The 22,879-nt window shown below is 71.3% G+C and carries 23 protein-coding genes; 12 read left to right on the forward strand and 11 right to left on the reverse strand.

Annotation, left to right across the window (positions count from 1 at the left end):
* Nucleotides 1-69: 69 nt before the first annotated feature.
* From ACWFR3_RS33130 to ACWFR3_RS33160, 7 genes are all read left to right on the forward strand, one after another.
* Nucleotides 70-876 (forward strand): aldose epimerase family protein, encoded by an 807-nt coding sequence (locus tag ACWFR3_RS33130; protein ID WP_453738374.1) that lies wholly within the window; start codon nt 70-72, stop codon nt 874-876.
* 30 nt (nt 877-906) lie between these two features.
* Nucleotides 907-1,458, forward strand: a complete 552-nt coding sequence (gene pyrE, locus ACWFR3_RS33135; RefSeq protein ID WP_453738375.1) for an orotate phosphoribosyltransferase — start codon at nt 907-909, stop codon at nt 1,456-1,458.
* 154 nt (nt 1,459-1,612) lie between these two features.
* Nucleotides 1,613-2,644 carry a class II fructose-bisphosphate aldolase gene (fbaA, locus tag ACWFR3_RS33140; RefSeq protein ID WP_453738376.1) on the forward strand — a complete coding sequence of 344 codons (1,032 nt, stop codon included), beginning with the start codon at nt 1,613-1,615 and terminating at the stop codon, nt 2,642-2,644.
* A 90-nt stretch (nt 2,645-2,734) separates the two neighbouring features.
* Nucleotides 2,735-3,148 carry a DUF3151 domain-containing protein gene (locus ACWFR3_RS33145; protein WP_453738377.1) on the forward strand — a complete coding sequence of 138 codons (414 nt, stop codon included), beginning with the start codon at nt 2,735-2,737 and terminating at the stop codon, nt 3,146-3,148.
* 159 nt (nt 3,149-3,307) lie between these two features.
* A complete protein-coding gene (locus ACWFR3_RS33150; protein ID WP_453738378.1) occupies nt 3,308-4,129 on the forward strand; it encodes a tryptophan 2,3-dioxygenase family protein in 822 nt (273 codons plus the stop codon).
* On the forward strand, nt 4,122-5,396 hold the full coding sequence (gene kynU / locus ACWFR3_RS33155) for a kynureninase (RefSeq protein WP_453738379.1): 1,275 nt from the start codon (nt 4,122-4,124) through the stop codon (nt 5,394-5,396). The genes ACWFR3_RS33150 and kynU overlap by 8 nt, the downstream gene beginning before the upstream one ends.
* A gap of 121 nt (nt 5,397-5,517) precedes the next feature.
* The gene (locus ACWFR3_RS33160) at nt 5,518-6,396 is read left to right on the forward strand and encodes an alpha/beta hydrolase (protein WP_453738380.1); all 879 of its coding nucleotides are present in this window, start codon (nt 5,518-5,520) and stop codon (nt 6,394-6,396) included.
* 19 nt (nt 6,397-6,415) lie between these two features.
* On the opposite strand, the gene ACWFR3_RS33165 is transcribed toward ACWFR3_RS33160, so the two are convergent.
* From ACWFR3_RS33165 to ACWFR3_RS33185, 5 genes are all read right to left on the reverse strand, one after another.
* Nucleotides 6,416-7,633, reverse strand: a complete 1,218-nt coding sequence (locus ACWFR3_RS33165; RefSeq protein ID WP_453738381.1) for a cytochrome P450 — start codon at nt 7,631-7,633, stop codon at nt 6,416-6,418.
* A gap of 19 nt (nt 7,634-7,652) precedes the next feature.
* Nucleotides 7,653-8,321, reverse strand: a complete 669-nt coding sequence (locus ACWFR3_RS33170; RefSeq protein WP_453738382.1) for a response regulator — start codon at nt 8,319-8,321, stop codon at nt 7,653-7,655.
* Complete coding sequence (locus ACWFR3_RS33175; RefSeq protein WP_453738383.1) at nt 8,318-9,643, reverse strand: sensor histidine kinase; 1,326 nt, start codon at nt 9,641-9,643, stop codon at nt 8,318-8,320. The genes ACWFR3_RS33170 and ACWFR3_RS33175 overlap by 4 nt, the downstream gene beginning before the upstream one ends.
* 113 nt (nt 9,644-9,756) lie before the next feature.
* Nucleotides 9,757-11,370, reverse strand: coding sequence for an ABC transporter permease (locus tag ACWFR3_RS33180; RefSeq protein WP_453738384.1), 1,614 nt, complete (start codon nt 11,368-11,370; stop codon nt 9,757-9,759).
* Nucleotides 11,367-12,287, reverse strand: a complete 921-nt coding sequence (locus tag ACWFR3_RS33185; RefSeq protein ID WP_453738385.1) for an ABC transporter ATP-binding protein — start codon at nt 12,285-12,287, stop codon at nt 11,367-11,369. The genes ACWFR3_RS33180 and ACWFR3_RS33185 overlap by 4 nt, the downstream gene beginning before the upstream one ends.
* Nucleotides 12,288-12,384: 97 nt before the next feature.
* On the opposite strand from ACWFR3_RS33185, the gene ACWFR3_RS33190 reads away from it, so the two are divergent.
* Nucleotides 12,385-12,918 (forward strand): GbsR/MarR family transcriptional regulator, encoded by a 534-nt coding sequence (locus ACWFR3_RS33190; RefSeq protein WP_453738386.1) that lies wholly within the window; start codon nt 12,385-12,387, stop codon nt 12,916-12,918.
* 97 nt (nt 12,919-13,015) lie between these two features.
* Here ACWFR3_RS33190 and ACWFR3_RS33195 read toward each other — a convergent pair whose 3' ends face one another.
* Nucleotides 13,016-13,858: a diacylglycerol kinase gene (locus tag ACWFR3_RS33195; RefSeq protein WP_453738387.1), complete on the reverse strand. Its 843-nt coding sequence runs from the start codon at nt 13,856-13,858 to the stop codon at nt 13,016-13,018.
* Between the two features lie 164 nt (nt 13,859-14,022).
* Here ACWFR3_RS33195 and ACWFR3_RS33200 point away from each other — a divergent pair, with 164 nt between their 5' ends.
* Nucleotides 14,023-15,306: an adenylosuccinate synthase gene (locus tag ACWFR3_RS33200; protein ID WP_453738388.1), complete on the forward strand. Its 1,284-nt coding sequence runs from the start codon at nt 14,023-14,025 to the stop codon at nt 15,304-15,306.
* A 62-nt stretch (nt 15,307-15,368) separates the two neighbouring features.
* Here the strand turns inward: ACWFR3_RS33200 and ACWFR3_RS33205 are convergent, their stop codons facing one another.
* From ACWFR3_RS33205 to ACWFR3_RS33215, 3 genes are all read right to left on the reverse strand, one after another.
* Nucleotides 15,369-17,351: a serine/threonine-protein kinase gene (locus tag ACWFR3_RS33205; protein WP_453738389.1), complete on the reverse strand. Its 1,983-nt coding sequence runs from the start codon at nt 17,349-17,351 to the stop codon at nt 15,369-15,371.
* A 78-nt stretch (nt 17,352-17,429) separates the two neighbouring features.
* The gene (locus ACWFR3_RS33210; RefSeq protein ID WP_453738390.1) at nt 17,430-17,948 is read right to left on the reverse strand and encodes a MarR family winged helix-turn-helix transcriptional regulator; all 519 of its coding nucleotides are present in this window, start codon (nt 17,946-17,948) and stop codon (nt 17,430-17,432) included.
* Entirely contained in the window at nt 17,945-18,541 is a 597-nt protein-coding gene (locus tag ACWFR3_RS33215) for a DJ-1/PfpI family protein (protein WP_453738391.1), read from the reverse strand. The genes ACWFR3_RS33210 and ACWFR3_RS33215 overlap by 4 nt, the downstream gene beginning before the upstream one ends.
* Before the next feature lie 188 nt (nt 18,542-18,729).
* Here ACWFR3_RS33215 and ACWFR3_RS33220 point away from each other — a divergent pair, with 188 nt between their 5' ends.
* Nucleotides 18,730-19,395: a DUF4956 domain-containing protein gene (locus tag ACWFR3_RS33220; protein WP_453738392.1), complete on the forward strand. Its 666-nt coding sequence runs from the start codon at nt 18,730-18,732 to the stop codon at nt 19,393-19,395.
* Complete coding sequence (locus ACWFR3_RS33225; protein ID WP_453738393.1) at nt 19,392-20,213, forward strand: VTC domain-containing protein; 822 nt, start codon at nt 19,392-19,394, stop codon at nt 20,211-20,213. The genes ACWFR3_RS33220 and ACWFR3_RS33225 overlap by 4 nt, the downstream gene beginning before the upstream one ends.
* Here the strand turns inward: ACWFR3_RS33225 and ACWFR3_RS33230 are convergent.
* Nucleotides 20,137-21,498, reverse strand: a complete 1,362-nt coding sequence (locus tag ACWFR3_RS33230; protein ID WP_453738394.1) for a sensor histidine kinase — start codon at nt 21,496-21,498, stop codon at nt 20,137-20,139. The two genes, ACWFR3_RS33225 and ACWFR3_RS33230, sit on opposite strands and share 77 nt — an antisense overlap.
* Nucleotides 21,498-22,214, reverse strand: coding sequence for a response regulator transcription factor (locus ACWFR3_RS33235; protein WP_453738395.1), 717 nt, complete (start codon nt 22,212-22,214; stop codon nt 21,498-21,500). The genes ACWFR3_RS33230 and ACWFR3_RS33235 overlap by 1 nt, the downstream gene beginning before the upstream one ends.
* 72 nt (nt 22,215-22,286) lie before the next feature.
* Between ACWFR3_RS33235 and ACWFR3_RS33240 the strand changes: the two genes are divergently transcribed.
* On the forward strand, nt 22,287-22,766 hold the full coding sequence (locus tag ACWFR3_RS33240; RefSeq protein WP_453738396.1) for a hypothetical protein: 480 nt from the start codon (nt 22,287-22,289) through the stop codon (nt 22,764-22,766).
* Nucleotides 22,767-22,879 lie beyond the last annotated feature (113 nt).

Genomic DNA, 22,879 nt, shown 5'->3' on the forward strand with positions numbered 1-22,879 from the left:
GGACCCCGGACAAGATGTCCTCAAACGCCGGACGGGCTGTGATTGGCCCCTGCCCGTAAGGTCGACCCCGTGAGTAGCGAAAACGTGACACTGACCGCGGGCGACGCGGAAGTTGAGCTGCAGCCGGGGAACGGCTGCCGGGTGGGGAGTCTTCGGGTCGGCGGCGTCGAGCTGCTGCGGCAGGGCGAGCGCTACGGCTGCTTCCCCATGGCCCCCTGGGCCGGCCGCATCCGCGAGGGAAAGTTCCGCAACGGCGGCACGACCCACCAGATGCCCCTCAACTCCCCGCCCCACGCCATCCACGGTTTCGCCAGGGACGCTCCATGGCGCACCGCCCGGGCCACCAAGAGCGAGGCCGCGTTCACCTACGACCTCGCCGACCCCTGGCCCTACGAAGGCCGCGTCACCCAGATCTTCGCCCTCACCGAGGACTCCCTCACCCTCACCCTCGGCATCGAGACGTACGGCGACTCCTTCCCCGCCCAGGCGGGCTGGCACCCCTGGTTCAACCGCAACCTCGGGGGCGAGGGCGGCGAGGGCGGCGAGGACGTACGCATCGACTTCGAAGCCGCCTGGCAGGAGGAGCGCGGCGACGACCACCTCCCCACCGGCAACCGCATCACCCCCGCCCCCGGCCCCTGGGACGACTGCTTCGGGATGCCGGACGGCGTCGACGTCACCCTCACCTGGCCCGGGCAGCTTGAGCTCAGCGTGAAGAGCCGCGAGCAGTGGGTCGTCGTGTACGACGAGCAGGAAGCCGCCGTGTGCGTGGAGCCGCAGACCGGGCCGCCCAACGGGCTGAACACCCTGCCCCGCCTGGTCACCCCCATCGAGCCCCTTGAGGCGTCGACGACCTGGACCTGGACGCGGCTCTGAGCTGCTGGACGCGGCTTTAAGCTGACAGGCATGACTGACGACGTACGTGGTGCCCTGCTGCAGCAGATCAAGGACAAGGCCGTGGTGCACGGCAAGGTGACCCTCTCCTCGGGTCTCGAAGCCGATTACTACATCGACCTGCGCCGCGTCACCCTCGACGGCGAGGCCGCCCCCCTGGTCGGCCAGGTGCTTCTCGACCTCACCGCCGACCTGGAATTCGACGCCGTGGGCGGCCTCACCATGGGCGCCGACCCCGTCGCGGGCGCGATGCTGCACGCCTCCGCCGCGCGCGGCAAGCGGCTCGACGCCTTCGTCGTGCGCAAGGCCGCCAAGGCGCACGGCATGCAGCGCCGCGTCGAGGGCCCGGACATCAAGGGGCGCCGCGTTCTCGTCGTCGAGGACACCTCCACCACCGGCGGCTCCCCGCTCACCGCCGTCGAGGCCGTGCGCGAGGCCGGGGCCGAGGTGGTCGGCGTCGCGACCATCGTGGACCGCGCCACCGGTGCGGGCGAGAAGATCACCGAGGGCGCCGGGGTGCCGTACCTCTTCGCGTACTCCAAGGACGACCTCGGCCTGGACTAGGGCATCCCCGGGGCATCCCCCGCGGACGGACCGGATCCAGTATGTGGCGGGCGGCCGGAGCCGCCCGGCGAGTCTGGAAAGATGGGGGCGACGATGACGTCGCCCCCTTAGGTCAGGGCCAAGCACACACCCGCACATCACAAGGAGCGGACACATGCCCATCGCAACCCCCGAGGTCTACGCCGAGATGCTCGACCGGGCGAAGGCAGGCAAGTTCGCCTACCCGGCCATCAACGTGACCTCCTCGCAGACGCTGCACGCCGCACTGCGCGGCTTCGCGGAGGCCGAGAGCGACGGCATCATCCAGATCTCCACCGGTGGTGCGGAGTTCCTGGGCGGCCAGCACAACAAGGACATGGTGACGGGCGCCGTGGCCCTCGCCGAGTTCGCGCACATCGTCGCCGCGAAGTACGACATCACCGTCGCGCTGCACACCGACCACTGCCCCAAGGACAAGCTGGACACCTACGTCCGTCCGCTGATCGACGTCTCCGCCGAGCGCGTCAAGGCCGGTCGCAACCCGCTCTTCCAGTCGCACATGTGGGACGGCTCCGCCGAGACCCTCGCCGACAACCTGGCCATCGGCCAGGAGCTGCTCGCGAAGGCCGCCGCCGCGAAGATCATCCTTGAGGTCGAGATCACCCCGACCGGCGGTGAGGAGGACGGCGTCACGCACGAGATCAACGACGAGCTCTACACCACCGTCGACGACGCGCTGCGCACCGCCGAGGCCCTGGGCCTGGGCGAGAAGGGCCGCTACCTCCTGGCCGCGTCCTTCGGCAACGTCCACGGCGTCTACAAGCCGGGCAACGTCGTCCTGCGCCCGGAGCTCCTCAAGGACCTCCAGGAGGGCGTCGCCGCCAAGCACGGCAAGGCCGCGGGCTCGCAGCCGTTCGACTTCGTCTTCCACGGCGGCTCCGGCTCGACCGCCGAGGAGATCGCGACCGCCCTGGAGAACGGCGTCGTGAAGATGAACCTCGACACGGACACGCAGTACGCCTTCACGCGTCCCGTCGCCGACCACATGTTCAAGAACTACGACGGCGTCCTGAAGGTCGACGGCGAGGTCGGCTCGAAGAAGACGTACGACCCCCGCACCTGGGGCAAGTCCGCCGAGGCGGGCATGGCCAAGCGCGTCACCGAGGCCTGCGCGAACCTGCGCTCCACGGGCACGAAGCTGAAGTAAGCCCTGCCGTTCCCGCCGAAGGGCCCGCCACCCCCTCCCGGGAGGGGGTAGCGGGCCCTTCGCGTCGCGCCATGGCGCAGACTGGAACCCATGGCCATTCACAAGGATCTGCTCGGGGGACCGCCCCCGACCCACCTGCCCGACGACCCGGAGCCGCGCGAGCTCCTCGCGAACGGCGCGGCGCCCGCCGACGTCGCCGCGAAGTACCCCACCTCCTCGCTCGCCTGGGCGCAGCTCGCCGACGAGGCGTTCGAGCGGGGCAGCGTCGTCGAGTCGTACGCGTACGCCCGTACCGGCTACCACCGCGGCCTGGACTCGCTGCGCCGGGCCGGCTGGAAGGGCCACGGCCCGGTGCCGTGGGAGCACGAGCCGAACCGCGGCTTCCTGCGGGCCCTGCACGGCCTCGCGCGCGCCGCGCAGGCGATCGGTGAGCAGGAGGAGTACGAGCGCTGCTCGGGCTTCCTGAGGGACTCGTCGGAGACGGCCGCCGACACCCTGGGCTAGCCCTTCTCGTACGTGCCTGACCTGCCTGGACGCCGCTGTGACCAGGCAGGTCTTGCCGTTTCATGGGATGTTGCGGAGGATGCCGGTGGGGACCGGGGCCCCCGTGTCGGTAACGGCAGGGGCGGACCGCTACCCGGAGTACGTATCAAGGAGATCGCGATGTCCCAAGAGGCGGACACCCCGAACCTCGACTTCGCAGGAACCACCCCTTACGAGGACTACGTCCAGGCGGACGTCCTCACGCACCTCCAGCACCTGCGCTCGGACGACCCCGGCGAGATGGTCTTCCTGGTGACCACCCAGGTGATGGAGCTGTGGTTCACGGTCATCGTGCACGAGTGGGAGACGGCGACGCACGCTCTGCGCCGCGACGACATTCCCGCCGCCGTGGCCGCGCTCAAGAGAAGCCTCCGCGAGCTGGAGGCGCTGAATGCCTCGTGGCGCCCGCTCGCCCAGCTGACCCCCGCGCAGTTCAACTCCTACCGTTCCGCGCTCGGCGAGGGATCCGGATTCCAGTCCGCGATGTACCGCCGCATGGAGTTCCTGCTCGGCGACAAGTCCGCGTCCATGCTGGTGCCGCACCGGGGCGCCCCGCGCGTCCACGCGGAGCTGGAGAAGGCGCTCCAGGAGCCGAGTCTCTACGACGAGGTCCTCGCCCTGCTCGCCCGCCGCGGATACGCCGTTCCGGCCTCCGTGCTGCAGCGTGACCTGACGCAGAAGTACGAGCCGTCGCCCGCGGTCGAGAAGGTGTGGACCGACCTCTACTCCGGCGACGAGAGCAACGAACTCGCCCGCCTGGGCGAGACGTTGACGGATGTCGGCGAGCTGGTGTGGCGCTGGCGCAACGACCACCTGGTGGCGACCCGCCGCGCGATGGGCTCCAAGACGGGCACGGGCGGCTCGGCGGGCGTGGCCTGGCTGGAGAAGCGCGCGACGAAGAACGTCTTCCCCGAGCTTTGGACTGCGAGGAGCCATGTCTGAGCCTGGTTTTGGGCAGGCGTCCCGCAGGGCGGGACGGGTGGGCAAAACCCACGACGGCGGCGAGCGGGATCTCCGGGCGCAAGCGGCAAAGAGGGACGCGGACGACGAACTCAGCGCGAAGCGCGAGGAGTTCGTCCTCGACGACACCGTCTACCTGGACGGAAACTCGCTGGGCGCCCTGCCCGCGAACGTCCAGGCCCGCGTGGCAGACGTCATCACCCGCCAGTGGGGCCAGCTCCGCATCCGCTCCTGGGACGAGAGCGGCTGGTGGACCGCCCCCGAGCGCATCGGCGACCGCATAGCCCCGCTCGTGGGCGCCGCCCCCGGCCAGATCGTGGTCGGCGACTCGACGAGCGTGAACATCTTCAAGGCGCTCGTCGCGGCCGTACGCATGGCCCGTGACACGGACGAGGGACGCGACGAGATCGTCGTTGACGCGACGACGTTCCCCACGGACGGGTACATCGCGGAGTCCGCCGCGCGCCTGACGGGCTGCCGTCTGGTGCCGGTCACGCCGGCCGAGGTGCCCGGCGTTCTCGGCCCGCGCACGGCCGTCGTCCTGCTCAACCACGCCGACTACCGCACCGGGCGCCTGCACGATCTGCCCGGTCTGACGGCGGCCGTGCACGAGGCGGGCGCGCTCGTGGTCTGGGACCTGTGCCACACCGCGGGCGCGCTGCCCGTCGGGCTCGACGAGCACGGCGTGGACCTCGCGGTCGGGTGCACCTACAAGTACCTGAACGGGGGGCCCGGTTCACCGGCGTATATCTACGTACGGGCGGATCTGCAGGACCGTTTCGACTCCCCGCTGCCCGGCTGGAACTCGCACGCCGAGCCCTTCGGGATGCGGCCGGAGTTCGAGGCCGCGGAGGGTGCCCTGCGGGGGCGGGTCGGTACGCCCGACATCCTGTCGATGCTGGCCCTGGACGCGGCGCTCGACGTCTGGGACGGGGTGTCGATCGAGGCCGTGCGGGCCAAGTCCCTCGCGCTCACGGACTTCTTCGTCGAGTGCGTGCGGGCCTACGTCCCCGAGGGCCGCGTAGAGGTCCTCACCCCGGCCGCGCACGGGGAACGCGGCAGCCAGATCGCCCTGCGGTCCGACGACGCGGGTGACGTGATGCGACGGCTCATCGAGCAGGGCGTGGTCGGTGACTTCCGGGCGCCGGACGTACTGCGCTTCGGCTTCACACCGCTGTACGTCGGCTTCGCCGATGCGGAGCGGGCGGCGGCCGTGCTCGCGCGGACGCTGGGCGGGACCGCGGGGTAACGTCCGGCCGTTCACCGGGCGGGCTGATTTTCCGGCCCGCCCGGAGCCGGTTCCGGGAAGGGGCGGGGTAGGGGAAGATCAAGAGACCAGTACCCCCACGTACCCGCAGAGAGGTTGTCGCATGCCGGACGACGCCGACGCCGTGGCCCGCGATGCCGCCGAGGCCGAAGCCGCCTTCTCGCACCCCGTGGTGACGCCCGACGCCATCGCGGCGTACGGCGAACACCTCGATCAGGTGGTCGACTTCTACGAACCCCGGACCGGCACGGGGGCCGCCGCGCCCCTGGTGGTCGTCCTGCACGGCGGAGCCTGGCGCGCTCCGTACGACCGGCAGCACATCACGCCCTTCGCGGACTTCCTGGCCCGGCGGGGCTTCGCCGTGGCCAACGTCGAGTACCGCAGGGGGAGTCCGATCCCCGCCCAGGGCGGCGGCCCGGCCGCGGGCAGCTGGCCCGAGACGTTCGACGACGTGGCCGCCGCCTTCGACGCGCTTCCCGCCCTGGTGGCCGACCTCCTGCCGTCGGCGGACATCCGCCGCACCGTCGTCACGGGGCACTCCGCCGGCGGTCATCTCGCCCTCTGGGCCGCCGCCCGGCACGTACTGCCCGTCGGCTCTCCGTGGCGCATCGACCGCCCTGCCCCCTTCCGGGGCGCGGTCGCCCTCGCGCCGATCGCCGACTTCCGTGTCGCGCAGGAGCTGGGCGTCTGCTCGGGCGCCGTGCTCCAGTTCCTCGGCGGCAAGGAGAACTTCGACGAGCGCCTCGCGCACGCCGACCCGGCGGCCCTGCTGCCCACCGGCATCGCCACGACCGTCGTCCAGGGCCGTACCGACATCGTCGTGCCGCAGGCGGTCGCCGAGGCGTACGCCGACGCGGCGGCGAAGGCGGGCGAGGTCGTCGGGGTCACGCTCCTGGAGGACGTCGGTCACTTCCCCCTGATCGACCCGGCGGCGGACGCGTGTGCGGTGGTGGCGGAGGAGATCGCGCAGCTGGCGTTCTGACGAGGGGCGCGTACGGGGCTCAGACCTCGACCAGCAGCTCCCGCAGTCCCCGGATCACGAAGTTCGGCTTCCGTTCCGGCTCCGCGGCCAGCTTCAGGCCCGGCGCCCGCCGTAGCAACGCGCCCAGCGAAGCCGCCAGTTCGATGCGGGCCAGGGGTGCGCCGATGCAGTAGTGGATGCCCGCGCTGAAGGAGATGTGGGGGTTCTCGGCGCGGGCCAGGTCCAGCGCGTCGGGGGCGGTGAAGACGGCCGGGTCGCGGTTGGCGGAGCCGAAGAGGAGGGCGACCTCGCTGCCGCGCGGGATGACGGTGCCGTCGATCTCGATGTCGTCCAGGACCCACCGTTCGAAGAGCTGCAACGGGGTGTCGTACCGCATCAGCTCTTCTACGGCGGTGGGGGCCAGCCCCTCTGGATCGGCGCGCAGGGCGGCGAGCTGTTCCGGGTTGCGGAAGAGGGCGTACCAGCCGTTGACGGTGGCGTTGACCGTCGCCTCGTGCCCCGCGTTGAGCAGCAGCACGCAGGTGGAGATCATCTCCTGCTCGCTGAGGGATTCCCCGTCCTCGTATGCGGCGATGAGCCCGGAGATCAGATCGTCGCCGGGCTTCTCGCGCCGCACGGCGATGAGTTCGCGCAGGTAGGCCGAGAATTCGAGCGATGCGGTGACCGCCCGCGCGGCGGTCTCCTCGGAGGGCTTCAGTTCATACATCCCGCAGATGTCGGCCGACCAGGGCCGCAGTTGGCCCCGGTCCTCCTCCGGGATGCCCAGCATCTGCGCGATGACGGCCACCGGCAGCGGCTCGGCGACGCGGGCGGCGAGATCCCCGCCCCCGTCGGCGACGAGATCCCGCACGAGCCGGTCCGCCAACCCCTCGACGTACGGCCGCAGCCGCTCCACCGTGCGCGGCGTGAACGCCTTCGACACCAGGCGCCGGATGCGGGTGTGGGTGGGCGCCTCCAGGTCGAGCATGCCGTTGTCGTTCAGGACGTGGAACGGCTCGTGCCCGGCCGGCGGCGCGTGCCGCCCGAACTCCTCGTGGGTGAACCGGTGCAGATAGGTCCGCCCGAGCCGCCGGTCCCGGAGCAGCGCCGATACGTCGGCATGGTGCGGGACGAGCCACTGATCGGTCGCCGCGAAGTAGTGCACACGCCCGGCGTCCCGCAGCTGCGCGTAGGCGGGGTACGGGTCGGCGATGAACTCGGGAGCCCAGGGGGCGAAGGGGGTGTTCGTGGCGTCCATGGAGGGACGGTAATGGGGCTCAGCCGGGGGTGACCAGCCTTGCCTCGTACGCGAATACCGCTGCCTGGGTGCGGTCGCGCAGGCCCAGTTTCACCAGGATGCGGCTCACGTGGGTCTTGATCGTGGACTCGGCGACCACGAGGCGCGAGGCGATCTCCCCGTTGGACAGGCCCTGGGCGATGAGGACGAGCACCTCCGTCTCGCGCTCGGTGAGCTCGCCGTACTGCTGTGCCTGGACCGTCGCCGAGAGGCGGGGCGTCTCGCCCAGCTTGGAGAACTCGGTGATGAGGCGGCGCGTCACGGAGGGCGCGAGCAGGGCCTCGCCCGCCGCCACCACCCTTACGCCGTCCGCCAGTTGACGGGCGGAGGCGTCCTTCAGGAGGAAGCCGGAGGCGCCCGCGCGCAGCGCCTGGTAGACGTACTCGTCGAGGTCGAAGGTGGTCAGGACGAGGACCTTCGACTCGACGTCCGCCGCGACGATCTCGCGGGTCGCCTCGATGCCGTTCAGCTCGGGCATGCGGATGTCCATCAGGACGACGTCCGGTTCGAGTTCGCGGACGCGTTCGACCGCCTCGCGGCCGTTGACCGCCTCGCCCACGACCTCGAAGTCCGGCATCGCGTTGAGCAGGACGGAGAAGCCTTCGCGGACCATCATCTGGTCGTCGGCGATCAGTACGCGGATCGTCATTCCCGGCCTCCGGTGGGCTCCGACGCGGACGCGACGGGCAGGAAGACGGTGACTTCGTAGCCACCGTCCTCGGTGTTCTCAGTGGTCATCTCGCCGTCCAGCATGGTGACACGTTCGCGCATGCCGGTCAGGCCGTGGCCCGCTCCGGGGGAGGGCTTGACCAGGCCGGTCGCGGGCCCGTTGACGATGCGCAGGCCGAGCCCGCCAAGCACGTAGCCGACCTCGACGCGGGCCGTGGCGCCGGGTGCGTGGCGCAGGGTGTTGCTCAGCGCCTCCTGGACGATGCGGTACGCGGAGAGCTCGACGCCCTGCGGGAGCTCGCGGACCGCGCCGGTGATCACCTTCTCGACGTCGAGGCCGGTCTCGCGGACGTTCGCGATGAGCCGGTCGAGGTCGGCGAGGGTGGGCTGCGGGGCGTCCGGCGCCTCGTAGTCCTCGGCTCGTACGACACCGAGGACGCGGCGCAGCTCGGTCAGCGCGGCCACGGCGTTCTCGCGGATGGTGACGAACGCCTGCTCCAGCTCGGGCGGCGGGTTCTCGACGCGGTAGGGCGCGGCCTCCGCCTGGATGGCGACCACGGACATGTGGTGCGCGACGACGTCGTGCAGTTCGCGCGCGATGGTCGTCCGCTCCTCCAGGAGCGTGCGCTTGCCGCGCTCCATCTCGGTGACCGTCCGCTGCACGCTGACCTCGTGCCTGGCCTCGCGGCGGATGTGCACCAGAGAGGCGGCGAGCAGGGCGAGCGCGGAGAAGAAGAGCATCTCCGGGGTGTTCGTGCCGTAGCCGGGGCTGAGGAAGACCTCGGAGCCGATGCCGAAGAGCGCGGTGCCCACCCACATCCACGCGGCGGTGCGCGGCCGGGTCCGCAGGGTGACCACCGTCATCACGACGATGTTCGCGATGAAGACGCTGGCCGTCCATGGATGGTCGTCCCAGGCGTATCCGATGGCGCCGGAGAAGGGCGTGCTCGCGAGCAGGACCCACCAGGCGCCGACGGGCCTGACCAGGGTCATGACGACGGCGCCGGCCGGGATGAGCCCGGTGAGCACGTAGCCGAGGCCGCCGCCGTCGTCCGCGTACCCGACGAGGAAGACGAAGAAGGCCGCCACCCCGACCGCCGCGTGCGGAGCCCACCCGGAGTACGGGCGTATCCGGGCCGGAAGGCGCCGGGCCAGCGAGCCGTCCGTAGGCGTCTGGGGCAGCGGGCGGTAGGCGAAGGCGCCGCGGAAGAGGTCCTGGCGGAGCCCTCCGAGTGCGCTCATGGCCAGGCGGAACTCCGGGCTGCGGGAGTTGCCGCGGGCGGTCTTGGTCGCATCAGTCACGCTTACGAAGGTACGGGGACGGGGGCGGAGGGTCGTCCCGCCAGGGAGGGGTTCCCGGGGGTCCGTCGCAGGTACTACACGGGGGTAACGGGGGGGATGGCCCGACGCCCCGGCTACGACGTCATGTCCCTGCGCCGCAACCCCGCCAGGCCCACGGCAACCAGCCCCACAGCGATGCCGAGCAGCACCACAACCGGCCCCCACTCCATCCCCCCGCCGGGCAGCTTGGGCAGATGCCCGTACGGAGACAGATCCATCGCCACCTGCGGAAGGTCAAGCGCGGGCCCGATCCAGCCGATCGCAAGACAGACCCCGGCCACCGCCCACGCAGCCACCGCCGCCCGAGGGACCGCCCCCACAAGCAGCACCGCGAGCCCCCCGACCGCCCAGATCGCGGCCACCTGCACCAGGCACGCGCCCATGATCGGCCCGAGGTCCTTCCCGTACCCGAGGGCGAGACCGAAGGCGCCCACCAGCATCAGGAGCAGCGCACCGCCGAAGGCGATGACGAGATGCCCCGCGGCCCACCGCAGCCGCCCCACCGCGTTGGCGAGAACCGGCTCCGCCCGCTGCGAGGTCTCCTCGCCGTGCAGCCGAAGCACCGAGGCGACGACGTACAGCGCGGCGATCATGCCCAGCATGCCGACCATGGTGGAGAGGAAGGCGTCCGTGAGGCCGGACTGGCCGCCCATGCGCTGGATGATGTCGCGGGTGTTGCGGTTGTCGCCGACGATGTCCGCCGCGCCCTCGGCCATCCCGCCGAAGACGACGCCGGAGGCCAGGAAGCCGAGCACCCAGCCGACCACGCTGCCGCGCTGCAGCCGCCAGGCCAGTGCGCCCGCCGTGCCGAGCTTGCCCCTCGCGGGCCCCGGCCGGGTCGGCAGGAAGCTCATGCCGACGTCACGGCGGCCCGCGAGGTCGTACGCGAGGGCGCCCTGCGCCACGATCGCGCCGCCGATCAGGAGCAGCACCCACCACCGCTCACCGGCGAAGGCCCGCAGGTTCTCCACCCACCCGAGCGGAGAGAGCCAGGTCAGCACGGACTCGCCGCCCCCGGTCCCGGCGTCCCCCGCGGCCTTGAGCACGTACGCGGCGCCGAGCACCCCGGAGGTCAGCCCCTTGGCGAGGCGCGCGCTCTCCGTGAGCTGGGCGACGATCGCCGCCATGGTGGCGAAGAGCATGCCGGTGCCCGCGATGCCGAGCCCCAGCGCGAGCGCCCCGCCGGAGCCCCGCCCGGCCATGCCGCCCGCGATGAGCAGCGCCACGGCCGCGTTCGCCACGAACGCGGCGAGCAGCGCGGCGGTCAGCGGCGCGCGCCGCCCCACCATCGCGGCGGAGAGCATCTCCTGCCGCCCGGTCTCCTCCTCGTCACGGGTGTGCCGTACGACGATGATCAGGCTCATCGCGGCGGCGAGGATCGCGGCGTAGACGCCGATGCGCCAGGCGGAGAGCGCGCCGATGGAGTCCCCGAAGACCGGCGAGTACAGCGCCCGCATCGAGGAGTTGGCGTTCATCGACCGCATGGCGTCGGACCGCTCGGCAGCCGTGCCGTACGACTGCTCCAGGGCGCCCGGCATGGCGAGGACCAGACCGGCGACGATGAACACCCAGACGGGCAGCATGATGCGGTCGCGCCGCAGGGCGAGCCTCAACAGGGCACCCGTACCTGCCAGTTGACGCGATCCGCCGGTGCGCGTTCCGAACCGCGCCATGGCCACGGCGGTCATCGCGACACCATCTCGTCGGTCTCGTCGGTCCGCACGTCGTCCTGGTAGTGCCGCAGGAAGAGCTCTTCGAGCGTGGGCGGCGTGGAGAGGAGCGAGCGGACGCCGGATTCGGTGAGCGAGCGCAGCACCGCGTCCAGCTTGTCGGTCTCGACCTGGAGCTTGACGCGGTTGCCGGACACGTCGACGTCGTGGACGCCGGGCAGCGCCCTGAGCCCGTTCGGCGGCTTCGCCAGCTCGGCGGTGACGCTGGTCCGCGTCAGGTGGCGCAGGTCGGCCAGCGACCCGGTCTCGACGGTCGTGCCCTTCCTGATGATGCTGACGCGGTCGCAGAGCGTCTCCACCTCGCTGAGGATGTGCGAGGAGAGCAGGATGGTGCGGCCCCGGTCGCGCTCCTCCTCGACGCAGCTCTGGAAGACCTCCTCCATGAGCGGGTCGAGCCCGGAGGTCGGCTCGTCGAGGATGAGCACGTCGACGTCGGACGCGAAGGCGGCGACGAGGGCGACCTTCTGCCGGTTGCCCTTGGAGTACGTACGCCCCTTCTTGGTCGGGTCGAGTTCGTACCGCTCGATGAGGTCGGCCCTGCGGGCCGCGTCGAGGCCGCCGCGCAGCTTCCCGTAGAGGTCGATGACCTCGCCGCCGGAGAGGTTGCGCCACAGGGTGACGTCACCCGGTACGTAGGCCACCCGCCGGTGCAGTTCGACGGCGTCGCTCCACGGGTCCTTGCCGAGGAGCTGGGCGGCTCCGGAGTCGGCGCGGAGAAGGCCGAGGAGGACCCGGATGGTCGTGGACTTCCCGGCGCCGTTGGGGCCGAGGAAGCCGTGGACCTCGCCGGTCTCGACGTCGAGGTCGAGACCGTCAAGCGCGTGCGTCCGTCCGAACGACTTGTGCAGTCCGGAGACGGTGATTGCCTTCGTCATGTTTCAGAACGTACGCTGGTTTCACAAATTTGTGAAGTTAAGAAACCGTATAAACTCGATCACGACCGACCGGCGGAGCAGGGGAGATGATCGGCAGATGCCCAACGGGTTCCGGGGGTCCGACGAAGTGGCGGCGCGTGACGGGGAGCGTGACGGAGGGCGTGACGAGGAGGTCGTCTCGCGCTTCGTGGAGCAGTTCGCCGCGCAGCTGGTCGAGGCGGGCATGCCGCGGATGCCCGCGCGGATCTTCGCGGCGCTCCTCGCCTCGGACTCGGGCGCGCTGACATCGGCCGAGCTGGGCGAGCGGCTCCAGGTGAGCCCGGCGGCGGTCTCGGGCGCCGTCCGCTACCTCACGCAGCAGCACATGGTCTCCCGTGAGCGCGAGCCCGGCACCCGGCGCGACATCTTCCGGGTGCACAGCAATCAGTGGTACGAGGCGCTGGCCAACCGTGACGGGATCCTCAAGCGCTGGGAGAGCGCCCTGAACGACGGCGTCGCCAGCCTGGGCCCCGACACCCCCGCGGGCCGGCGCATGGCCGAGACGCTCGCCTTCTTCGAGTTCGTCCAGCTGGAGCTCGACGGGATGCTGGAGCGGTGGCGGGTGCACCGCGAGAGCCTCTTCGGCAAGTAGCGCCCGCTCGGCCGGAGGCTGCCGGTGAACCTGCTCGGTCGGAGGCTGCCGGCGAGGCTGCCAGTGAGGCCGCCGGTGAGACCGCCGCCCCCGAAAGTCACCGAGGCAGCGTCAAGCCCCACGCCCCCGTCCTGACCGACCACGTCCGGGTCCGCACGGGCCCTCCGACCACCGCGTCCGCCCGGTAGCGGAAGTCCGCCCCGGACACGGTGATCGTCCGTGCCCGCGCCCGCAGGGCCTCCGTCGCCGCGCCCACCGAGGAGGGTCTGACCTCGACCTGCGCGAGGCCGTCGGGTCCGGGGCTCACCGAGATCCCCTCCACCGGCTGGTCCAGGTCCACCACGAGCACGCCGTCCGCCTCCACCCGCAGCCGCGCGGGCGCGGGCCCCGGAGCGGACGCCACGCGCGCGGGGCGCGCGAGAGTGCGTACGAACGACTGGCAGGTGCGCAGCCACGGGTGGGCGTCCACCGGCGTGCCCCCGGAAGCCGGGTCCGGATCCGGGGCCGGGGACGCGACGGGCGGGATCCGCAGGTTGCCCAGGACCACCCCGTCGCTGTCGTCGACGAGCAGATCAAGCCGCCGCTCGACCCCTTCGAGCACCGCGCGGGCCGCCGCCACGGCTCCCGAAGGAACCCCGAGCGAGAGCGAAAGTACCTGGGAAGCCCCCACCGGAACGACCGAAACCGCACAGGAATCGAGCTCGCGCTCGCGGTGCAGAACCGTCACGGCACGCAGCAGCGCCCGATCGTCGCCGATCACCACGGGACGCCGGGCACCCCTTTTGACCAGGGCTTTCGCAAACTCCTCAGGGCCCTCCGGCAGGCATATCCGGACGGCGGCTCCCGCGCCGAGTACGTCTTTCGCAATCCGTACCGACTCACCGTCCGTGCGCCGGGCGACCGGGTCGATGACGACTAGCAGCTGGTCGCGAGCCGACAACGTGCGCCCTTTCTTTCGTCCTCGGGTAGCATCTTTGTGCAAGAGCCCCTTGCGCTATTGCGCCAGGGGCTTCGTCTATTCCGGGGCAGCATCCAAGGCACACCCATACGGCGGCTACGGCCCCCAGACCTTGGACATGCCCCGCCCGGAAGGGGTGTACGCCTGTGCCCGCACTTGTGCTGCTCGGTGCTCAGTGGGGTGACGAAGGCAAGGGAAAGGCCACTGACCTGCTCGGTGGCTCCGTGGACTATGTAGTGCGCTACCAGGGCGGCAACAACGCCGGCCACACGGTCGTCGTAGGCGACCAGAAGTACGCGCTGCATCTCCTCCCTTCCGGGATTCTCTCCCCGGACTGCGTGCCCGTCATCGGCAACGGAGTCGTCGTCGACCCGTCGGTCCTGCTCTCCGAGCTGAGCGGTCTGAACGAGCGCGGCGTCGACACGTCGAAGCTTCTGATCAGCGGTAACGCGCACATCATCACGCCGTACAACGTGACCGTCGACAAGGTGACGGAACGCTTCCTCGGCAAGCGCAAGATCGGTACGACCGGGCGCGGCATCGGCCCGACGTACGCCGACAAGATCAACCGCACCGGCATCCGCGTCCAGGACCTCTACGACCAGTCGATCCTGGAGCAGAAGGTCGAGGCGGCTCTCGAGGTCAAGAACCAGCTCCTCACCAAGCTCTACAACCGCCGCGCCATCGAGGTCGGCCAGATCGTCGAGCAGCTCATGGAGCACGGCGAGAACATCAAGCAGTACGTCGCCGACACGACGCTGATCCTCAACGACGCGCTCGACGAGGACAAGGTCGTCCTGTTCGAGGGCGGCCAGGGCACGCTCCTGGACGTGGACCACGGCACGTATCCCTTCGTCACCTCCTCGAACCCGACCGCGGGCGGCGCCTGCACGGGTACGGGCGTGGGCCCGACGAAGATCAGCCGCGTCATCGGCATCCTGAAGGCGTACACCACGCGTGTCGGCGCGGGCCCGTTCCCGACCGAGCTCTTCGACCAGGACGGCGAGGACCTGCGCCGCATCGGCGGCGAGCGCGGCGTCACCACCGGCCGCGACCGGCGCTGCGGCTGGTTCGACGCGCCGATCGCGCGCTACGCGACCCGCGTGAACGGCCTGACGGACTTCTTCCTCACGAAGCTGGACGTCCTGACCGGCTGGGAGCAGATCCCGGTCTGCGTGGCGTACGAGATCGACGGCAAGCGCGTCGAGGAACTCCCGTACAACCAGACGGACTTCCACCACGCGAAGCCGGTCTACGAGTACCTCCCCGGCTGGTCCGAGGACATCACCAAGGCCCAGACCTTCTCCGACCTGCCGAAGAACGCGCAGGGTTACGTGAAGGCCCTGGAGGAGATGTCCGGCGCCCCGATCTCCGCGATCGGCGTGGGCCCGGGCCGCACGGAGACGATCGAGATCAACTCGTTCATCTAGCCGCGTGACCGAGGGGCGCTCCGGCTCTGCCGGGGCGCCCCTCCGTCGTTTCCCGCTCCCGCTCAACCTTGCTTGTCGTACGTCAGGCCCTTGTCCGTGCCGGTGTTCTCGCGGTGCAGCCTGCCGTTCGAGAGCAGGGTGATCGTGCTCGCCTGGCCCGGTTTGCAGGAGGTCGCGGGCTCGCCGACGATCACGTCCGTCGGGCCGACGCGCAGGGTGTTGCCGCTCGCCGACTCCAGCTTGCCCTGGAACACGCAGTGGTACGTGCCGCCCGTGTCGGTCGGGCCGTCCGCCGTGATCGAGATGATCGTGTCGCCGACGTCGCCCTGCTGGAGCACGAGTTGGCGGGAGTTGCTGCCCAGGTCGTTCTGGATGGAGCCGTTCCAGGTGCCGAGGAACTTGTCAGGGACGGTGCCGTCCTCCTCCTTGGAAGCGGGAGTCGTGGGCGGGTCCTCGGCCTGAGACGAGTCCTCCCCGGACGGCGTGCCCGGCGTCGAAGGAGCGCTGTCGGAGGGCGACTTGGAGTTCGTGCCGCCCGCCTTCGTGGTGCCGTCGCCCTTCATCACCGCGTACACCGTGCCGCCCGCTCCTATGGCCACTATGACGGCCACCGCGATGAGCGCGGCGGTGGACCGGCCGCTGCGGCGCGGGGGCTCGGGCCGGGGGTGGACGAGAGGGCCGTACGGAGGTGTGGGTCCGTAGGGAGGCGTCGGTCCGTACGGGCCCTGCTGGGGGTAGCCGTAGCCGGGAGGCGGGGTGTGGGGGTGCTGCTGGGGCTGGGGGTGCTGTTGTGGGTAGCCGTACGACGGGCCCGGCGGGGGAGTGGGGGGCGGTGCCTGGCCGTTGGTGATCATCGTGGGGAGGTGGTCGAGGGAGGAGTCGCCCGGGTTGCCGGGCGGCGGCGGGGTGTCCCCTTCGACGGGCGCGGGCTTGGCAGCAGCAGCAGCAGCGGCTCCGGCGGCGGCCCCGGCTCCAGCCCCAGCCCCACTGTCGGCCCAGGCCGGCTTGGGCGCGGCGCCCTCGCTGTTCCCCGCCGTCAGTTCTCTCGGCGGCGCGAGCGACACCGGCGGGTTCGCCGTTCCTCCAGGGCCTTGCGCGGGCGGCGCCTGGGACCCGCCCTCGTCCGGGTCCTCCGTGTCCAGCAACTGCACGGCGTGACGCCCAAGTTGAGCCACGAGCGCCCCCGGCAGCCAAGGGTCGCGCGTCCGGCCGCCGTCGCCGAGCGTGTCCTCCGCGCCGGTCCGCTCAAGGAGCTGCTGCAGCGAGGGCCGGTCCGCGGGGTTCTTGCGCAGGCAGTCGCCGACGAGCTCGGCCAGCTCCTCCGGAAGGTCCTGAAGGTTCGGCTCCTCCTGCGCGATGCGGAACATCATCGCGTGCACGCCGCTGTTGGCCGTGCCGAACGGCAGCGCGCCCGAAGCCGCGTACGCGAGGACGGAACCCAGGCAGAACACGTCGCACGCGGGCGTGATCCGGTCGCCCCGCACCTGCTCGGGCGCCATGAATCCGGGCGAGCCGACGAGCGCGCCGGTGCGGGTCAGACCGCCGTCGGTCACCGTTTCGAGCGCGCGGGCGATGCCGAAGTCGATGACGCGGGGTCCGTCGATCGTGACGAGTACGTTCGACGGCTTGAGGTCGCGGTGGATGAGGCCCGCCGCGTGAATGTCCTTGAGCGCGTTGGCGAGTCCGGCGGCCAGTATCTTCACGGACCGCTCGGGCAGCGGCCCGTGGTCGTGCGAGATGACGCTCTGGAGCGAGGGCCCCGCGACATATCCCGTGGCCAGCCAGGGGATCGTCGCGTCGGTGTCCGCGTCGAGCACCGGCGCCGTCCACGCGCCGCCGACCCGCCGCGCCGCCTGCACTTCCTGCCGGAAGCGGTTCCTGAACTCCTCCTGTTCGGCGAGTTCTTCACGCACCAGCTTCACCGCGACCGTACGTCCCCGGTCGGACCGCGCCAGATAGACGTGCCCCATGCCGCCCGCGCCGAGCCGCGCGAGCAGCCGGTAGGCGCCTATTCGCTGTGGATCCCCGGGCCCGAGCTTTTCCATCGCCGCGCGACCTCCCCCGTTGGTGTGCAACAGATCGAGGATAGTGGGGCGCTGCGACATCGGCGCACGGACTGCCTGCTACGGCTCCGTAACGGGTTGTTCCGTATCCAGGCCGGACAGGACGCCGGAAAGCCGCTCCAACACCCTTACGGTCTCGGCGAATTCCTCCTCGCCGAGCGCGTCCGAGAGCCGGGCGGCCCATGCCGCGTGGCCGGGGTCGATCTTCCTGACGGCGGCCAGGCCCTCGTCCGTGGGGCGCAGGAGCTTGGCGCGGCGGTGGGCGGGGTTCGGCACGTACTCGGCGAGGCCGCGGCGCACGAGGAGATCGGCGATGCGCTGCACGCTCTGCCGGGTGATGCCCATCGCGCGGGCGATCCCGGCGACGGGCAGGGGCTCGCGCAGGACGGCGCCGAGCACCTGCCACCAGGCGGCGGTGAGGTCGCCCGTCTTGGCCAAGTCGTCCGCCACGGAGAGGAATTGGCCGTTGAGGCGGAAGGCGCCGAGGGCGGTGCGGGAGAACAGGTCCTGCTGCTCCCGCACCCGCTCCTCGGGCGCTTCGTCGCGGTCGGCAGACGCCTGGTCGCGGTCGGCGCTCACGATTCGAGCACCTCGTAGGCGGACGCGTCCGAGTCGTGGAACAGGCGGTACCAGGCGTCCAGCTTCGCGCCCTCGAAGGCGCCGAGCCGCCCGAGGATCTCGCGGGCGAAGGCCACGGGCTCGGTCGGCCCCGCCGTGATCAGCCCGCCGTCCGTGACGGCGTCGGCGTCCACGTACCGCTCGCCGCCCTTGTATCCGGTGGCCGCGAGGTAGAACGACACGGCGCTGGTGTGCGTGCGCTCGTCGAGCAGCCCTTCGCGGGCGAGCCCGGCGGTGGCCCCGCAGATCGCGGCGACCGGCACGTCCGCGTCGAGGAAGGCGCGGGCCGCGCGGCCGAAGGGGGCGAGGTCGTCGCCCGTGTCCCACAGATCGGCGCCGGGCAGTATCAGCAGTTCGCTGTCCTCGGGACGCAGGTCGGCGAGGGCCAGGTCGGGCTGGATGCGGACGCCGCCCGCCGTGGTGACGGGGGCGGACGAGTCGGCGGCGACGGTGCGGATCTCGTACCCGGCGCGGGCGAGGTACGCGGTGGCGTAACCGGGCTCCCAGTCGGCGAGCGTGTCGTAAACGGCGAGGTGCACGGGCTTGCGGGTCATGACTGCCTCCACGGGGTGGGGTGGTTCATGGCGTGGTGCATGGTGCCTGTGTCGGTGCGTATGTAAGCATGCTGTCAAAAAGACAGCATGCTGTCAATGCATCGCCGATACTCGGCCGTGCGACCGTCCGGGGCTCGTTAACTCCCGCTGGGGGCGCCCTTAACCCGCCGTTCCCTAGCGTCCTGGTCATGGACAGCGCAGAGAACCTCGGACAGATGGCCGCCCATCTCGGCCTCGATCTGGTGGCCGTGACCCTCCTGACCTTCGGGGTCTTCTATCCACGCCACCGCAGAAGGGAGTTGGTGCCCGCCTACCTCGCCCTGAACGTCGCGCTCTTCGCGGTCGTCTCCGCCCTCGCGAGCGCCGGCGGCAACGGCGGTCTCGCGCTCGGGTTCGGGCTCTTCGGGGTGCTCTCGATCGTCCGGCTCCGCTCGGACGCGGTGCAGCACCAGGAGGTGGCGTACTACTTCATCACCCTCGTCCTGGGCCTGCTCTGCGGCCTTCCGGGCCTCGATCTGCCGGTCGCCGCCGGGCTCGCGGCCGTGCTGCTCCTGGTGATGTACGGCGCCGACCATCCCCGCCTCTTCGCCGGTGACCGGCGTGCGGTCATCACTCTGGACGCCGTGTACCGCGAGGAGACCGCCCTGCGTGCCGAGCTGTCGCGGCGCCTGGGCGAGCCGCTCGGCTGGACCGTCCAGGAGATCGACTACGTCCGTGACCTGATGGTTCTGGAAGTCCGCTTCCGGCAACCGGAACCTTCCGAGCGGGCCGGGGAGTTCATACGTACAGCACCACGACGCCGCACGACCCGGTCCCGCACGCCTGCCCCCGTCCCCCAGAAGGAGACCGTGTGAACCCCGCCGTACGCGCCATCGGACGCGCCGCACTCGCCGCGCACCCCATCTCGCTCGACGAGGTCAACGCGCGCGCCGAACTGCTCGCCCGCTACGACAACAGCTATCTCGTGCCGGTCGAGATCTTCGACGACCTGGCCGCGCTCCTCACGGACCCGCGCCGCGCCTCGGGCCCCTTCCGGGCCCTGAGCATCGGCGGAAAGCGCTGGTTCAGCTACCACTCGACGTACTACGACACCCCTGAGCTGCTCACCTATCACCATCACCGGCAGGGCAGGCGGCTGCGCTACCGCATCCGGGAGCGGGTCTACCAGGACAGCGGCGAGCGGCAGTTCGAGATCAAGCTGAAGAGCGGCCGCGGCGAGACGGTCAAGCACCGGCAGCGTCTTGAGGGCGACGACCGTGTGCTCGACTCCGAGCGCCAGGGCTTCCTCGCGGGTGTGCTGAGCGGGTCGTACGGAATCGAGGCTCCGGGCGGTCTGACCACGGCCCTGGTCACGGAGTACCAGCGGGCGACCTTCGTGGCCGACGGGCAGCGGATCACGTGTGATGCCGGGCTCGTGGTGCGGGACGTGGCCACGGGGCGGTCGGTGGCGGCGGACTCCGGGCTCGTCCTGGTGGAGACCAAGACGCAAGGGCACCTGACCGAGGCCGACCGGGTCCTGCACCGGTACGGAGTGCGGGCCGCCGACTTCACGAAGTACTGCGGCGGCTTCGCCGCGCTGCGGCCGGAGCTCGGGGTCAATCGGTGGGCCCGGGCGGTCCGGGTCGCGTTTCCGAGGGCTGCGGAGGCGTCCGGGGCGCACGCGGGAAGGTGAGCGTCACGCGGGTGCCGCGGTTGGCGTCCGACGCCATGTCGAAGGTGCCGCCCGCGGATTCCGCCGTGCGGCGGGCGATGTCCAGGCCGAGCCCCGTGGAGCCGCCGCCGCTGGAACCGCGTGCGGCCGCGTAGGTCGCGGGGAGGCCGGGTCCTTCGTCGGCGACGGTGAGTTCGGCCTGTCCTTCCGGGGTGGTGCGGACGGTGATGCGGAACGGGGTGCCCTGGGGGGTGTGGTCGAGGACGTTGCCGATGAGGGCGTCGATGGCGGCGGTGAGGTCGTCTTCGGGCACGGGTACGGGAGCGGCTTCCGCCGCTGACCCTGTCTCGGTCTCCGTCGTACGTCCTTGATCCTCTGCCAACGGCAGCCAGAAGGCCGCGCGTTCGCGGGCCACGGCGGCCAGGTCCGCGTAAGGGGCGTCCCGCAATGGGCGGCGGGCCTTACGGATCACGTCGTCGACGCTGCGTTCCAGGGCGGCGACGTCCGCGGCGATGCGCTGGGCCTCCTCCGAGTCGCGGAGGGTCTCCGCGTCCAGGCGCAGGGCGGCCACGGGGGTGCGCAGGCGGTGGGCGAGGTCGGCGGCGTTCTCGCGCTCGGCGGTGAGGAGTTCGTCGATGCGGGTGGCGAGGTGGTTCAGCTGGCCAGCGACCAGGCGCAGTTCGGGCGGGCCTTCCGGGGTGGCGCGCGCGGTGAGGTCGCCTGCGGCCAAGCGGTCCGCGGTGCGGGCGAGGCGGCGGGTGGCGCCGACAAGGCGGGCGCCGAGGCGGTCGGCGAGGAGAAGACCGATGAGGACGAGGCCGACCCCGATCCCGGCGAGCACGAGCCAGGAGGTCATGGTCCCCGCGTACAGCTGCTTGTCGCTGAGGGTCACTTGCACCACGGCCGTACCGCCGGCGGCCCCCTGCACGGGGACGAGGACCTGACGCCCGCCGGTGGAGGGTTCGTAGGTGAAGGCGCGTCCGGTGCGGGCCAGGCGGATGGAGTCCGTGACGCGGGGCGCCCCGCCGGGATCGGGCCCGATGACGCTGCCGTCGGCGAGGACGAGCGAAGTGGTCGGCAGATCCTGCGTGTTGACGCTCTCCACGGTCTGCTCAGCGGTCTCACGCTCGTCCGGGGTCGCGAGGGCGGGCCCGATGGCGTGCGCCACCCACTGGGCACGGGCGGTGGCCTCGGCGGTGGTGCGGTCGGCGGCGTGGGTGCGGGTGAGGAGGGTGAGGGGGACGAGGAGGGCGGTGAGTACGAGGGCGGTGGTGGCGGCGGTGAGGAGGAGAAGACTGCGTCGCATCAGCCGGCCGCCGGGTCTTGGGGGGCGGGGCTCTCTTCGGGGGGCGTCAGCTTTACGCCCACCGTGCGGACCGTGTGGAGGTAGCGAGGCGCCTGAGCGGTCTCGCCGAGCTTTCTGCGGAGCCAGGAGAGATGGACGTCGACGGTTTTGTCGGCGCCGCCGAGGGGCTGCTGCCATACCTCGGCGAGGAGTTCGCGGCGGGAGATGACCTGGCCGGGGCGGTGGGCGAGGTAGGAGAGCAGGTCGAACTCACGGGGGGTGAGATCGAGAGGACCGTCGTCCAGGGTGACTTCGCGAGCGGCCGGATCGATGGCCAGACCCCCCACGCGCAGGGGCTCCTCGGCCACTTCGGCGGCACCGAGGCGGCGCAGGACCGCCTTGATACGGGCGTCCAGCTGGGCGGCGCCGAACGGCTTGACGATGTAGTCGTCGGCGCCGTTCTCCAGGACGGCCACCATCTCCGGTTCGTCGTCGCGGGCGGTCGCGACGATGACGGGTACGTCGCTGACGGCACGCAGCATGCGAAGAACCTGCCCGCCGTCCACGTCCGGAAGCCCCAGGTCGAGCACGACGAGGTCGGGGCGGTGGGTGACCGCGGCGTCCAGACCTGCCATGCCGCTGGGCGCGGTGGCGACGGCATGTCCTTTGTCGCGCAGAGCCCGCACCAGGGCACCGCGCAGCTGGGGATCGTCCTCCACGACGAGAAGATGGGCCATACATCCACCGTAGTCAGGTGCTTTGGGCAGCCCTTAACCGGGCGTTAGGAAACTGTGCGGCACAGTGGCCGGATGAGGAAGTGGCGGAGCGCGGCGGTGACCGCGGCATGGGTGGCGATGGGTACGGCCGCAGGAGCGCTGGGCGCTTGGCAGCTGGCCAGTTCGGACAGCGGCAACGCGGCGCACAGCCGTCCCCTGGACGAGGGCGCGGTGGAGAGAGCCCTTGCAGCTACGTCGGCATCGGCGTCTCCCCCGCCGAAATCGCCTTCGCCGTCCAGCACGCCCCCCAAACCGGTATCGGAGCGGTCGACCCTGCGCTTCACGGGCGGAACGGCGACGGTCGAGTGCCGGAAGGACGGCACGGTGTACCTGGTCTCGTGGAGCCCGTCGGACGGCTTCCACATCGACGACGACGTGGAACGGGGCCCGGGCAGGGTGGCCCGTCTGGAAGCGGAACCGAGCGACGACGACGATGACCAGGACGACCTGCCGTACGAGATCCGCTGCGGGGCGGACGGGCGGCCGGGGGCGAGGGTGGTGGCGGACGACTGATAGTCCGTCCGGCGGGCGGGGTCGGGGAAAAGCCCCCGACACACTGTCCAGTGCCCCCCGCCCCCGCGAAACAGGACGCCCATGTGCAGTCCACACCGTGGACACTTACCCTC

The sequence above is a fragment of the Streptomyces sp. NPDC055189 genome (genome assembly GCF_053606765.1).

Coding starts and splice junctions, on each gene's coding strand:
- pyrE (WP_453738375.1), top strand. CDS start 907: ATGACTGACGACGTACGTGGTGCCCTGCTGCAGCAGATCAAGGACAAG.
- fbaA (WP_453738376.1), top strand. CDS start 1,613: ATGCCCATCGCAACCCCCGAGGTCTACGCCGAGATGCTCGACCGGGCG.
- ACWFR3_RS33145 (WP_453738377.1), top strand. CDS start 2,735: ATGGCCATTCACAAGGATCTGCTCGGGGGACCGCCCCCGACCCACCTG.
- ACWFR3_RS33150 (WP_453738378.1), top strand. CDS start 3,308: ATGTCCCAAGAGGCGGACACCCCGAACCTCGACTTCGCAGGAACCACC.
- kynU (WP_453738379.1), top strand. CDS start 4,122: ATGTCTGAGCCTGGTTTTGGGCAGGCGTCCCGCAGGGCGGGACGGGTG.
- ACWFR3_RS33160 (WP_453738380.1), top strand. CDS start 5,518: ATGCCGGACGACGCCGACGCCGTGGCCCGCGATGCCGCCGAGGCCGAA.
- ACWFR3_RS33165 (WP_453738381.1), bottom strand. CDS start 7,633: ATGGACGCCACGAACACCCCCTTCGCCCCCTGGGCTCCCGAGTTCATC.
- ACWFR3_RS33170 (WP_453738382.1), bottom strand. CDS start 8,321: ATGACGATCCGCGTACTGATCGCCGACGACCAGATGATGGTCCGCGAA.
- ACWFR3_RS33180 (WP_453738384.1), bottom strand. CDS start 11,370: ATGACCGCCGTGGCCATGGCGCGGTTCGGAACGCGCACCGGCGGATCG.
- ACWFR3_RS33185 (WP_453738385.1), bottom strand. CDS start 12,287: ATGACGAAGGCAATCACCGTCTCCGGACTGCACAAGTCGTTCGGACGG.
- ACWFR3_RS33190 (WP_453738386.1), top strand. CDS start 12,385: ATGCCCAACGGGTTCCGGGGGTCCGACGAAGTGGCGGCGCGTGACGGG.
- ACWFR3_RS33205 (WP_453738389.1), bottom strand. CDS start 17,351: ATGGAAAAGCTCGGGCCCGGGGATCCACAGCGAATAGGCGCCTACCGG.
- ACWFR3_RS33215 (WP_453738391.1), bottom strand. CDS start 18,541: ATGACCCGCAAGCCCGTGCACCTCGCCGTTTACGACACGCTCGCCGAC.
- ACWFR3_RS33220 (WP_453738392.1), top strand. CDS start 18,730: ATGGACAGCGCAGAGAACCTCGGACAGATGGCCGCCCATCTCGGCCTC.
- ACWFR3_RS33230 (WP_453738394.1), bottom strand. CDS start 21,498: ATGCGACGCAGTCTTCTCCTCCTCACCGCCGCCACCACCGCCCTCGTA.
- ACWFR3_RS33235 (WP_453738395.1), bottom strand. CDS start 22,214: ATGGCCCATCTTCTCGTCGTGGAGGACGATCCCCAGCTGCGCGGTGCC.
- ACWFR3_RS33240 (WP_453738396.1), top strand. CDS start 22,287: ATGAGGAAGTGGCGGAGCGCGGCGGTGACCGCGGCATGGGTGGCGATG.